Source organism: Vibrio sp. Vb0667, from assembly GCF_033391095.1.
The window spans coordinates 260,081-273,475 of the sequence record NZ_JAWPOL010000004.1; the positions used below are offsets into that span (position 1 = coordinate 260,081).

General features: G+C 45.4%; 8 protein-coding genes. 4 read left to right on the forward strand and 4 right to left on the reverse strand.

Annotated elements, in window-relative coordinates; genetic code table 11:
- Positions 1 to 21: 21 nt before the first annotated feature.
- Positions 22 to 1,161 (reverse strand): FMN-dependent L-lactate dehydrogenase LldD, encoded by a 1,140-nt coding sequence (lldD, locus tag R8269_RS07895; RefSeq protein ID WP_005383962.1) that lies wholly within the window; start codon positions 1,159 to 1,161, stop codon positions 22 to 24.
- A gap of 314 nt (positions 1,162 to 1,475) precedes the next feature.
- Positions 1,476 to 3,167, reverse strand: coding sequence for an L-lactate permease (locus R8269_RS07900; RefSeq protein WP_005375111.1), 1,692 nt, complete (start codon positions 3,165 to 3,167; stop codon positions 1,476 to 1,478).
- A 162-nt stretch (positions 3,168 to 3,329) separates the two neighbouring features.
- Here R8269_RS07900 and R8269_RS07905 point away from each other — a divergent pair, with 162 nt between their 5' ends.
- Entirely contained in the window at positions 3,330 to 4,229 is a 900-nt protein-coding gene (locus R8269_RS07905) for a LysR family transcriptional regulator (protein WP_005375112.1), read from the forward strand.
- 120 nt (positions 4,230 to 4,349) lie between these two features.
- Entirely contained in the window at positions 4,350 to 6,383 is a 2,034-nt protein-coding gene (locus R8269_RS07910) for a prolyl oligopeptidase family serine peptidase (protein WP_005375113.1), read from the forward strand.
- Positions 6,384 to 6,625: 242 nt separating this feature from the next.
- Here R8269_RS07910 and R8269_RS07915 read toward each other — a convergent pair whose 3' ends face one another.
- The gene (locus R8269_RS07915; RefSeq protein WP_005375114.1) at positions 6,626 to 8,257 is read right to left on the reverse strand and encodes an ABC transporter ATP-binding protein; all 1,632 of its coding nucleotides are present in this window, start codon (positions 8,255 to 8,257) and stop codon (positions 6,626 to 6,628) included.
- Positions 8,258 to 8,342: 85 nt separating this feature from the next.
- On the reverse strand, positions 8,343 to 8,840 hold the full coding sequence (locus tag R8269_RS07920; protein ID WP_005375116.1) for a hypothetical protein: 498 nt from the start codon (positions 8,838 to 8,840) through the stop codon (positions 8,343 to 8,345).
- Between the two features lie 187 nt (positions 8,841 to 9,027).
- On the opposite strand from R8269_RS07920, the gene R8269_RS07925 reads away from it, so the two are divergent.
- Both R8269_RS07925 and R8269_RS07930 read left to right on the forward strand, forming a co-directional pair.
- Positions 9,028 to 11,388: a Lon protease family protein gene (locus R8269_RS07925; RefSeq protein ID WP_042521651.1), complete on the forward strand. Its 2,361-nt coding sequence runs from the start codon at positions 9,028 to 9,030 to the stop codon at positions 11,386 to 11,388.
- 293 nt (positions 11,389 to 11,681) lie between these two features.
- On the forward strand, positions 11,682 to 13,310 hold the full coding sequence (locus R8269_RS07930; RefSeq protein WP_005375120.1) for a methyl-accepting chemotaxis protein: 1,629 nt from the start codon (positions 11,682 to 11,684) through the stop codon (positions 13,308 to 13,310).
- Positions 13,311 to 13,395: the final 85 nt, after the last annotated feature.

Consider the following 13,395-nt stretch of genomic DNA (forward strand, 5'->3'; position numbering starts at 1 on the left):
TGTTTTGCTCGATTGCAAAGATTATGGGATTTTCACTAGCGAATCGCGTGAAAGATCCGCGATAGACTTAGCACCAGTCAGCGTCATTGCTACACGCATTTCTTTATCGTACAGATCCAGTAGGTTTTCAACGCCTGCTCCGCCTTGTGCTGCCAATGCGTACACAAATGAACGGCCAAGAAGCGTACAGTCTGCACCAAGTGCGAGCATACGAACGACATCAAGACCAGTACGAATACCAGAGTCTACGAAGATCTTAAGATCACCTTTTACCGCATCCGCAATGCTTGGTAGTGCTTTAGCACTTGAAAGTACGCCATCTAACTGACGGCCACCATGGTTAGATACCACAATGCCATCTGCGCCGAAACGTACCGCATCTTTCGCGTCTTCTTCATCCAGAATGCCTTTGATAACCATTGGACCATCCCAAAAATCACGAATCCACTCAAGATCTTTCCAGGAGATAGAAGGGTCGAAGTTTGCGCCTAACCAGCCGATGTAATCTTCTAGCTTTGTTGGTTCGCCACGATAAGTTGAGATGTTACCTAAGTCGTGCGGTTTACCAAGTAGACCCACATCCAGCGCCCAGCTTGGGTGGCGCATCGCCTGGAATACACGACGCATGGCTGCGTTAGGACCACTCATACCTGAGTGCATGTCACGGTAACGTGCGCCAGGAACTGGCATATCAACGGTAAACACCAGCGTTGTTACACCTGCTGCTTTTGCACGCTCAAGTACGTTTTTCATAAAGCCACGGTCTTTAAGCACGTAAAGCTGGAACCACATTGGTCGTTCAATTGCAGGTGCGACTTCTTCAATCGGACAAACCGAAACAGTCGACATAGTAAATGGGATGCCTTTTTTCTCGGCTGCTTTTGCTGCTTGCACCTCGCCTCGGCGCGCGTACATACCAGTTAGACCAACAGGAGCTAGCGCGATTGGCATTGCCAGTTTCTCACCGAAGATCTCGGTTTCGAGGCTCAAATCTGTCATATCGCGTAGGACGCGTTGGCGAAGAGCGACATCACCTAAATCGTCAGTATTACGCTTCAGCGTGCGTTCGTCGTAAGAGCCGCCATCAATATAATGGAATAGAAACGGGGGAAGCTTGGCTTTCGCGGCAGCGCGGTAGTCAGTAGAAGCTGAGATAATCATAATGGTGTCCTAGCGGTTATTCTAAGCAAAGTTGTGGAGCAATTTGCTCTTTCGTTGAGCCTTCATCGCAAAGCAGTGAAGACATCAAAATGAGTATAGTTACCTATGGTTCACTTACGTTTGAACCGGTGATGTTGGTAACCCATTTACATAATTGGTTGAAAAATTTTTTAAATCACTCAATCAGTTATGCAAACTGGAAAGAGTGACACAGCTGTCGGGGGAATTGATGTAGCAAGCTAAATCAACATGTCGGGGTAGTAGTGCAGACAGCTGTGTCAAATTAGGCAGGGCTGCAAACCCTGCGTTTCGCGTTACTTCATTAAGACATCTGTCATTTGGAAGCCATAAATCAGCACCAATCCAATAATGCCTGTCATTACAATGTAGTAGAACGTAGGGATAATCGTCTTACGCAATGTTGCGCCTTCTCGACCAAGCAAACCTACCGTGGCTGATGCGGCAACAACGTTGTGAATCGCAATCATGTTACCTGCGGCAGCACCGACGGCCTGGAGTGATACAACAATCACACTCGAAATAGACAACGTTTGTGCCACTTCGAATTGGAACTGGCTGAACATCATATTTGATACCGTGTTTGAGCCAGCGATGAACGCACCCAGTGCACCAACGGTGGCACTCAGCGCTGGGAACGCAGAACCAACAAGGTCAGAGGCGAAGTTTGCGGTTGTGACGGGCATACTTGCTAGGTCAGCACCGTTGATGCCTGAGTTGATAAAGATACGAACCATCGGAATGGTAAATACCAAGACAAAACCCGCCCCAATCAGTGTTTTGCTTGACTCGCCAAACGCTTCACGCAATGGCTTTACACTACCGCTTTGTAACATTGCAGCAAGTAGTGCGACAAACACCAGAATGCCTCCAGGAAGGTATAACGGCTGAATCGCAGCGCTAACGCCAGTCTCACCAAGAATGTTGCTGAACGACAAACTTACGCTTTGTACAAAGCCTTTCAGCTCAGGGCTTACGCGGCTTGCGACGAGAATAACTGCCAGCATTACATATGGAACCCAAGCTTTTACGATGCTCATTGGCTTGCCCGGATTGTCGTTTAGATCGACTTTTAGCGAGCCTAACCACTCTGCAGGCCACTTGTCTTCGCTTTCGAAATCCCACTTAGTCTTTGGTACTAAGAAGCCTTTTTTCGCTGCGGTAACAACGATAGACAGACCAACCAAACCACCGATAAGTGAAGGGAACTCTGCACCTAAGAAAACACCGGTTAACGCGTATGGAACGGTGAAAGAGACACCAGCGAATAGTGCAAATGGTAGAATATCCAGACCTTCACTCCAGCTTCTGTTCTTGCCGAAGAAACGTGTTAACATCATCGCCATTAATACCGGGATCATCGTACCTACGACTGCGTGAATGACAGCAACGTGCGCTGTGATATCTTGCAGGTACATTTCCCACGTTGCACCTTGTGCGGCCAACGACTCACTGATGTTATGGGTGTCTAAACCTTTGTTTACACCTACGATGATAGGCGTGCCTACCGCGCCGAATGAAACAGGCGTTGACTGAATCATCATGCCCATAAGGACAGCGGCTAGCGCAGGGAAGCCGATTGCAACCAGTAGTGGTGCAGCGATTGCTGCAGGGGTACCGAACCCAGATGCGCCCTCAATGAACGAGCCAAAGCACCAAGCAATGATGATGGCTTGTACACGGCGGTCAGCCGAAATATCGGTAAATCCATTACGGATTGTGGTGATCGCTCCAGTGTGTTTTAAAGTGTTGAGCAAGAAGATGGCACCAAACACGATCCATAGAACAGAGACAGTAATGCCCAGTCCTTGGAATACGGAAGCCAGTACGCGATTGGCTGACATATCCCAAAACATAAGTGCGATAGCGACGGTTAGACCGAACGCAACAGGCATGGCTTTTTTAGCAGGCCAGTTGAGACCAACCAATAAGATGGCGGCAACAACAATTGGCGAAAATGCCACTAGGGCAAGTAGGGTTTCACTCATTTGTACATCCTTCGTACGCTGACTTCTCGAACGGTGTCAATCCGCTGTAGAGGTGACTTTTTGTTGTAATGGTTTTGTTAATTTGGCGTGAATTTACTCCTTTATTTTTTGTTGATATAGGGAAATAATGAAAATAATTAATTCCAAAAGTGACATAATGGTATGAGAGCAGACGACTTAATTCTATTTTCTCAAGTAATCGAACTTGGCAGCTTTAGCAAGGTTGCAGAGGCAAATAACCTTACAAATTCGGTAGTTAGCAAAAGAATGGCGAGGTTGGAGGAAGAAATAGGGGCTCAGCTATTATATCGAACAACGCGCAAATTAACCTTGACTGAGGCAGGTAAGGTGTTACTCCACAGTGCTAAAAATGTGAAGCAGGCCACTCAGGAGGCTATGGATGCTGTTGCAGGCTTTGGAGAGAATGTGAGCGGTCATATAAAAATGTCCGTGCCGTGTATCTCTGGAGATTTGATACTTGCTGATGCTGTTGCCGAGTTTTGTAACCTTCATCCGGGTCTGACTGTGGACATGTCATTGGATAACCGCTTTGTCGATTTAGTGGCTGATGGTTACGATTTAGTCATTCGAACTGGCTACCTAGCCGACTCCAGTTTGATCGCACGACATATTCTCGATTCCCAATGGGTGGTATGCGCGTCCCCTTCATATATCGCTAAAAATGGGAAACCGATCGAGCCGATTGATCTCACCACGCACAATTGTCTGCAATACGCTTACCAAACCACAGGTGCAACGGATTGGGAGTTTAAAGGAGAAGATGGCAATTACATCGTCAAAGTATCGGGCTGCTTTTCTACTGATAACGCGACCGCATTACGTAAAGCCGCTCTGGGCGGCCATGGTATAGCTTACGTCCCGCGATGCTTGGTGTATCATGATATTCGCAATGGCCAACTGGTGGATATTTTTCCTGAACTAGTAGGTAAAAAGTTGGGTATCTACGCGGTGTATCCGTTTACTCGTCAACCACCGAACAAAGTGAAGCTGCTTATTGAGCACATTCGTGACCGGTACTTAACGATATCTCATTATTTCTAGGTTCTTCATAGATTTAAAACAATGTCGTTGAAATCAAAATTGGGTGCTCTAAGGTAATCACCGCAATAAAACGATTGAAGATAAACAACTTAATAAAAACAACGGAGTAACACGGACGTTATGCATTACCCAAAAACACGTAAAGATTCTGTCGTGGACACTTATTTTGGTCACGACATTGCCGACCCTTATCGCTGGTTAGAAGATGATCGCAGTGAAGAAACCGCACAATGGGTTTCGGGTCAAAATTCGGTCACCTTCGATTTCCTTGGTCAGATACCGTACCGCCAACAAATCCGTGACTTAGTGGCGAACAGTCAAAACTACGAAAAATATTCCCAGCCATTTGTACGTGGTGACTACACCTACTTCTACAAAAACGACGGTTTGCAAAACCAAAGTGTATTGTATCGACGTAAAGGCGAGGGAGAAGCCGAGGTTTTCCTTGATCCAAATACTTTCTCCGAAGAGGGCACGACCTCTCTTGGCGAAGTCAGCTTCTCTAAAGACTACCGTTTGGTCGCGTATTCCATCTCAGAAGGGGGCAGTGATTGGCGTAAGATCTTTGTCATTGATACGGAAACCAAAGAACAGCTAGAGCCTGAGATTGTTGATGCGAAGTTTACGTCGATTTCTTGGCTGGGCAGCAAAGGCTTCTATTACTCAAGCTACGATAAGCCGCAAGGCAGCGAGTTGTCTGCTCGAACTGAGCATCACAAGCTTTATTATCATGAACTTGGTACACCTCAATCTGAAGATAAAGTGATTTTCGGTGAGTTGGATACGCAAGTTCATCGTTATGTGTCTGGTACGACGACGACAGATGATCGCTTCCTCATTATCTCTGGCGCAGAATCTACATCGGGTAATCGTCTGTTTTATATTGATTTACAGTCTGAGTTACAGGCAATTGTGACGCTGCGCGAGACAACGCAAGGAGACACCTACTTAATTGATAGCCAAGACGCAACCTTGCTGCTTTACACCAACCTAGACGCGCCGAATGGCAAAGTTGTCAGCTACAACACTCAGACAGAACAATGGGCTGACGTGATTGCTGAACAAGAACAGCCGTTAGAAATCAGCAAAGGTGGCGGTTATCTGTTTGCGACTTATATGGTAGATGTGCTTTCTAAAGTGCAGCAGTTTAACTACCAAGGTGAGTGGATTCGAGATGTACAATTGCCGGGAGAAGGCACGGCTTATGGTCTGGCGGGTAAAAAAGAAGAAACCACACTTTATTACACATTCACTAACTACGTGACGCCTCCGACGATCTTCTCATTTGATGTCGAATCTGGTGAATCGACACTGTTTCAGGAATCAAAGGCACCGTTCGATCGTAATGAGTATGAATCAAAACAGGTGTTTTATACCTCAAAAGACGGCACGCAAGTTCCGATGATCATTTCATACAAGAAGGGAATTGCACTTGATGGTAGAGCACCAACCATGTTGTATGGTTACGGCGGTTTTAACATCAGCCTCACTCCAATGTTTTCTGGCAATGTGTCCAACTGGCTAGAACTGGGTGGTATTTACGCTGTCGCCAACATGCGAGGCGGCGGTGAATACGGTAAAGCTTGGCACAACGCAGGCACTCAGCAGCAAAAGCAAAACGTGTTTGATGACTTTATTGCGGCGGCGGAATACCTGATTGAAAACGACTACACGAGCTCGGATCGCCTAGCGATTCGCGGTGGTTCTAATGGTGGTTTGTTAGTTGGAGCGTGTATGACGCAACGCCCTGAACTATTCAAAGTCGCGCTGCCTGCGGTTGGCGTGCTTGATATGCTGCGTTACCACACGTTTACGTCTGGAGAAGGCTGGAAGTATGACTATGGCACGTCTTCGCAAAGCGAAGCGATGTTCCAATACTTGCTTGGCTACTCTCCTGTTCACAATGTAAAAGAAAACGTGCAATATCCTGCGACATTGGTGACAACCGCCGATCACGACGATCGTGTGGTTCCAGCACATTCGTACAAGTTTATTGCGGAGCTGCAAGACAAGCAGCAAGGCGCTAATCCAGTATTGATACGCATTGATGTTAATGCCGGTCATGGTGCAGGAATGCCGCTGAGTAAGCAAATTGACCTCACCACAGACGTGTATGCATTTACGTTACATAATATGGGTATTGAGTCGATTTAATGCCCTAGTTGTTCGAAGCTTCTGAGAATAAAAAAATGCCGCGACAGTGTCGCGGCATTTTTCATGGTTGGGGGAACTCAATTCATACTGTTTGCCAGTATTTGAGCCAGGTTGACTAAGTCTGACTCTTGAACCAACCAGTCTCGGCGGCCAAACCGAAAGGCAGCTACGCCATTCTTAAGGCAAGATGAATTTATCACCTTTTCTTAATCCTAGTTTATGAATATGAAACTGTGATGAACCTAAGCCGCATTGTGCTGATTTTCACTGTTTTCAAGATCAAATGAGGCATCTATCAGTTTTTTCGTGTAGTCATTTTTAGGGTTTTGGAAAATCTTTTCGGCCGTACCTTGTTCCATGACCTCGCCCTTTTGCATGACTAGAACACGATCAGAGAGTGCTTTAACTACTGATAGATCGTGGCTAATAAACAAGTAGCCAATATTGTGTTTTTTCTGCAAATCTTTCAGGAGATCAATCACAGTCAGTTGAACCGAGCGGTCCAATGCAGAGGTTGGCTCATCAAGCAAAATAAACGAAGGCTCAAGAATTAGTGCTCGCGCGATAGCAATACGCTGACGCTGGCCTCCCGAAAACTCGTGTGGATAACGGTTGATGGACGCGGGATCTAAGCGAACCTCTCGAAGCACGTCGCGTGCTTTCTGCATACGTTCTTTTTTACTCAACATTGGCTGGTGGACAGTTAATCCTTCAGTGATGATCTCGCCGATAGTCATACGAGGAGAAAGCGAACCATAAGGGTCTTGGAATACCATCTGAACGTCTTTTTTCAGCTCAAAACGTTCTTTGTTTGTCAGCAAGGCCATATCTTGGCCTTTATATTCTATTTTGCCAGTTGAGGGCAGTAGACCTATCAAAGCTCGGCCGAGTGTAGACTTACCTGAACCGGACTCCCCAACGATCCCGAGGGTCTCTCCTTGTTTAAGCTCAAGAGAAATGCCTTTTACCGCTTCGAAGTACTCATTCTTGCTCGCAATAAAATGCGACTTTACCAAGAATTTGACTCGTATATCGTCAGCCTTTAACAGCTGCGTAGCACTTTCGCTAATAGGCTCCTTACTGCCTTTAGGAATCGAATTGATTAGCATACGTGTGTATTCGTGCTTTGGGTCCTTGAAGAGTGTTTGTGTTTCGCCTTCTTCGACGACTTCTCCTTTACACATCACAATGACACGGTCTGCAAAGTGTTTTACGACGCCTAAGTCATGAGTAATAAATAGGATTGCCATGCCCATCTGAGCCTGAATTTCTTTAATCAGGTGCAACACTTCTGCTTGAACCGTGACATCCAACGCCGTTGTTGGTTCGTCGGCGATCAAAATATCGGGCTCGTTAATCAGTGCCATCGCAATCATGATACGTTGCAATTGACCACCAGAAAATTCGTGTGGGTACTTGTTGTACGCTTTTTCTGGGTTTGGCATATGAACCAATTCAAACAGCTCTAACACCTTTGCTTTTGCTGTTCGTTTGTCGACCGGGCGGTGACACATGATGGCCTCAGCGACTTGGATACCCACCCGCATGTACGGGTTTAGTGAGGTCATCGGCTCTTGAAAAATCATGCCAATGCGATCACCGCGAATACTTTGCATTTCACGCTCTGTTTTATCCAAGATGGAGCTACCCTCAAACATGATGGATGAGCTTTCATGCAAAATAGCGTTGTCTGGCAGTAGTTTCATCAGTGCATTGGTTGATACTGACTTGCCAGAGCCAGATTCGCCAACGATGGACAGCGTCTCGCCTGCTTTTAAATCGAAGCTAACATTCTTTACTGCATCGACGATACCATCGTTTGTCGTAAAGCTGACTGATAGGTTGTTCACCGAAAGAATGGTTTTAGAAGACATCACAGATCCTTGTGGTTGATAAAGCAAATGATACTCAAGTAATGGACAGCACAAACCTAGTTGTCCTCAATGCTTGAGCTTTAGATTAATTATACAGGTGAGAAGGCGAAGATTTTGCCGAACTCATTGCTTGCAAATGTAAGAACTGCTCATGTGCGCGCGTTACGTGCTCGAGTTCTATCATCCATTGAGCATTACGTTGGGCAGAGCAAAATGCCGCCATGTGAGCTAACAAGTCTTCGCTCTGTTGACCAAGTAGGTGACCTACGCGCTCAATCAGTTCATGGCTCTCTAGCTGCAAAAATTGAAATAGCGCGTAAGTTTGATTGAGTATTGAGAACGCATCATGCTGTAAGCCGAGTTTGTTGAGAATCTCTGATTGCGTCACGCTGGCATCTCTAAGCCCCGTAATGAGACATACAAACTGGCAAGGTTTAGTTTGTGCATTTTCTAGCGCTAGATGAATGTGGTTGGGTAGATTGTTGAGCACGTCGTCATATAAACGATGAGCTTCTGGCCAATGGCCTTGTTCCATCAGTTGCTCCGCTTTTAAGTAGCGCATCCAGCATTGCTCAATATTCATACCCATCTCCACAACATTTGATTTGTTTAGATATTAAATGAAATTGATTATCAATTGCAAGTGCGTGTTAATATCACTTATGTGTTCATAAAATGTCCAATCAATCTAGGGTGGAAGGTAAATCACTTAAAATTAAGCAAATAATCTCTACACTCAAATAACGAAAATAAGAAAAAAGGAAGTGGATATGGCAATACTAAGATTGGAAGCTAAGCAGCTATATTCTGTAGCAGATCTAGAGAATATGCCATGTAAGTCGACCAAGGAGTTACCTCCAATTGATGAAATCGTGGGCCAAGAGCGCGCGCAAAAAGCGGTCGAGTTTGCGATGTCCATCAAAGAGAAAGGGTATAACATCTACGCCATTGGTCAGAATGGGCTAGGTAAACGCACCATGATCTTGCGCTATCTGAATCGTCACCAGCACGATGCAGCAGCCCTGTTTGATTGGTGTTACGTTGCGAACTTTGAGGATACCCGTACACCAAAGGTATTAAAGTTGCCTTGTGGTATCGGAAATAAGCTACGTGTTGATATTGAAGCTTTAATGGGCAAATTATTGAATGCTTTACCCCTAGCATTCGACAATGAAATGTACTTTAGCCGCGCTGAGCGATTAAAAAATCAATTGGCAGCTAAGCAACAAAACGAGCTGGATCGTATTAGTCGAGAGGCAAAAGAAAAGGGCATCAGCCTAACACTGACTACGCAGGGGGATTATCAGTTTGTCGCCATGAACGGTGATGAGCTTCATACGGAAGAGTCTTTTGATGTACTAAGCAAAAAAGAACAAGAGCAATTCAGCGATGCTATTGATGAACTCGAAGTGCGATTGCGCTCGATGGTTCGTGAGCTTACGGAGTGGGAAGAGACATACAGCGATAAAATCAAAAAGCTCAATGATGAAGTGACACTTGATGTGATTACTCACTTCATCAAAAAACTCAAAGTGGATTACGCGCAATATTCCGAAATCAAAACCTACTTAACTGAGCTGCAAAAAGATATTGTTGAAAACGCAGATATCTTCCTTGACCAAAGTGGCGAGCAAGGCGAAATTGCGACGGCATCCTTGGATAAAAAATTGCCACGTCGTTATAAAGTGAACGTCTTGGTAAGCCGTAAAAGCAGCGAATTTCCTATCGTTGTTGAAGAAAACCCCAACTATCATTCACTCTTCGGGTCGATTGAGACTGCCACTTTCAAGGGAACGGTGTTTACCGACTTCTCGCTGATTCGCGCAGGGAGCTTGCATAAGGCGAATGGCGGCGTTCTATTAATGGATGCTCAGAAAGTACTTGAACAGCCTTACGTTTGGGATGGTTTGAAGCGCGCATTGCGTGCTCGTCAATTGAGTTTTACGTCTCTAGAAAAAGAAGTCACATTGACGGGGGCGGTATCACTCGATCCTGAACCGATTCCGCTTGATATCAAAATCATCTTATTTGGTGATTACCGAACTTACCAATTACTCCAACATTACGATCCAGAGTTCAGCGAGTTGTTCCGCGTGACGGCAGATTTCGAAGACGAAATGAAACGTACGCCGGAGTCTGAGCTGCATTACGCGCGCTTTATCTCTAGCGTGGTGCATGACAACAATATGCTGCATTGCGATCGCAAAGCCATTGCTCGAATCATCGAATACAGCTCACGTTTGTCTGGCGACCAATCCAAGCTATCTCTACATTCGGCTAATATCGCCAACTTGCTTCGAGAGTCGAACTACGTAGCTCGTCAAGCCAACTCCAACATGATTCGTATTGGGCATGTTGAAGAGGCGCTCAATAACCAAGAAATGCGAGTAAGCCGATTACGCGATAACGTAATGGAAACCTTTATTAACGGCACAACGCTGATTCGCACCGAAGGAGAAGCCGTAGGCCAAGTCAACGCACTTTCGGTATTGAGCACTAGTGACTACATGTTTGGTGCACCGAATCGCATCACAGCGACGACGTGTTACGGTGATGGGGATGTTATCGATATCGAGCGCAGCGTGGATTTGGGTGGCAGTATTCACTCTAAGGGCGTGATGATTTTGTCTGCCTACTTATCTTCCGTATTTGGTAAAACGGCACGAGTGCCATTAACGACCACCATCACCTTTGAGCAATCTTATGGTGGTGTTGATGGTGATAGTGCCAGCATGGCTGAGTTATGTGCGGTTGTGTCTGCTTTTTCAAAGCAACCAAACCGACAAGACATTGCGATAACAGGGTCGATGAATCAATTTGGTCAAGCTCAGCCTATTGGTGGCGTAAACGAAAAGATCGAAGGCTTTTATGATGTGTGTGTAATTAAAGGTCGTCATGACGGGCAGGGGGTCATTATTCCGCGCTCTAATGTTCACAATCTAATGCTTCGTTCCGACATCGTGAAAGCAGTCGAAAAAGGTGAGTTTAATATTTGGGCGATTGGCCATGTTACTGAAGCTATCGAATTGTTTACGGGGAAAGTTGCTGGTGAGCCAACTGATGAAGGTTCTTATCCAATCGATACCATTTTTGGCCTTGCTCAAGCTAAGCTCAATTCGTTGAGAAAATAGGCTGAAACCGTCCTAAATGTGAATGTATCTCATCATAAGTGATCATAATTTATCATAACGACAATATCCCGACGCTACTGTCGGGATATTGTCAATAACAGATTGAAAATGGAGAGTTTTTGTACTAGACAAAAGTGTGATCGACCTCTAATATTCGCCACTTGTTTATTCGTCTGGGATTTATCCCGTCGCAAGGAAGCATAGATATTCAAACTGCCGAAAAGTAACGTTGTTATAAGCACTGCTCGAGTTTGTTTGGATATAGACATCACGCATACAACTGAGGCCCTGTCATGCAGTTATCACTGAAAAATTTGTCAGTACGAACGCAAATTTTGGTTCCGGTATTATTTACCGCGATTGTTTTGTTTATTGCTCTTTGGATTACTAAAAACAACCTTCAAGCAGAGCAAGATGTTATTGCTTCCAACCAAGAATCTTTGGTTTTTCACAAAGACACATTGGCGAGTATTGACGACCAAATTTACCCTCTGCGCATAAGCGCGGTTTACGCTATTTACGATGCTTCTCGTCGTGAGAATTTTCTAACCGAATTGAAAGAAGGCTTAAAGCAAGTTGATGCCGATTTAAGCGCAATTGAAGCCCGAAACCTATTCCGTGACGATGCCGTTAAAGTTCGCCAAGCAATTGAATCCTATGTGCGATATTCAGAGCGCTCAGTTGCTTTCTTCAACCAATACGATCAAGGTTTGAAATCGGATAGCGAGTACCGTGCATTTGTCAAAGAGTATCGCAATGTTGGCCGAGAAATGGTCCAACAAATTAACACGCTATCAAAGCATGTAAACGAGCAAGCTGAACAATCTACTATCAGAAGTCATCAGCAAAATGAACGTGTGCAAAATAACGCTATGTTGACGGTTTTAGCGGTATTTGCTTTCTCATTGATAGGCGCTTGGTTCCTATCTGGCATGATTGTTACACCAATCCAAAAGCTGCAAGAAGTGATGCGTCAGTTAGCAATGGGTAATCTATCAGTACGTGCAGATGTCGATGGGGACAATGAGATCTCTAAGCTGAGCAAAGATGTAAACCAAACCGCAGAGCAGTTATACAACACTGTGGACCAGTTAACCCGTATTAGTGAGGAAGTTGCATCTGCATCGACCGAATTAGCTGCGGTAATGACGCAAGCGGAAGCGAACGCTCAACAAGAGTTGGCGGAGATCGAGCAAGTTGCATCTGCGGTTAACGAGCTTGCAAGCACTGCGAATAATGTGAGTGATAACGCGACCTCTGCTGACGCAACCGCGCGTGAAGCTGATGGACTTGCTCAATCAGGTTTGGCTATCTTCCAAGAAAGTGCGGAAGCAAGTGCGCAAATGTCTCAAGCATTGAACGATGCAGCGCAAGTTGTTTTGCGTCTAAAAGAGCAATCTGTACAGATCAACGATGTTATTGAAGTGATTCGCGGCGTATCTGAGCAGACCAACTTGCTAGCATTGAATGCTGCGATTGAAGCGGCGCGAGCTGGTGAGTCTGGTCGTGGTTTTGCGGTAGTAGCTGATGAAGTACGCATGCTAGCAGCGCGTACTCAAGACTCGACACAAGAGATCCAAACGATCATTGAAGAGCTTCAAGCGCAGTCTGGGCTGGCGAATGACAGTATGCAAGTCAGCCTTGATATGCTTAGCCGCAACAACGAGCTGACGCAACAAGCGAATGAGGCGTTGGTTGGAATTACCGAGTCGGTCGCCAACATCAACGATTCAAACACGCAAGTCGCAACCGCAGCCGAAGAGCAGTCTCAAGTTACTCAAGATATCAATCGCAACGTGGTTAACATGTCGGAGCTTGTAAACCAAAACGTAGCGGGCATCAGCCAAAGTGCAAGTGCGAGTACTGAGCTTTCATTACTTGCAGAGAAGCAGAAAGAGCAATTAAGTTTCTTTAAGCTTTAATTTACCATCTACTTATCAAATCTCTAAATCCCTGAGTGAATGCTCAGGGATTTTTTTGTTTGTAATAATCGGATTTATTATCAAT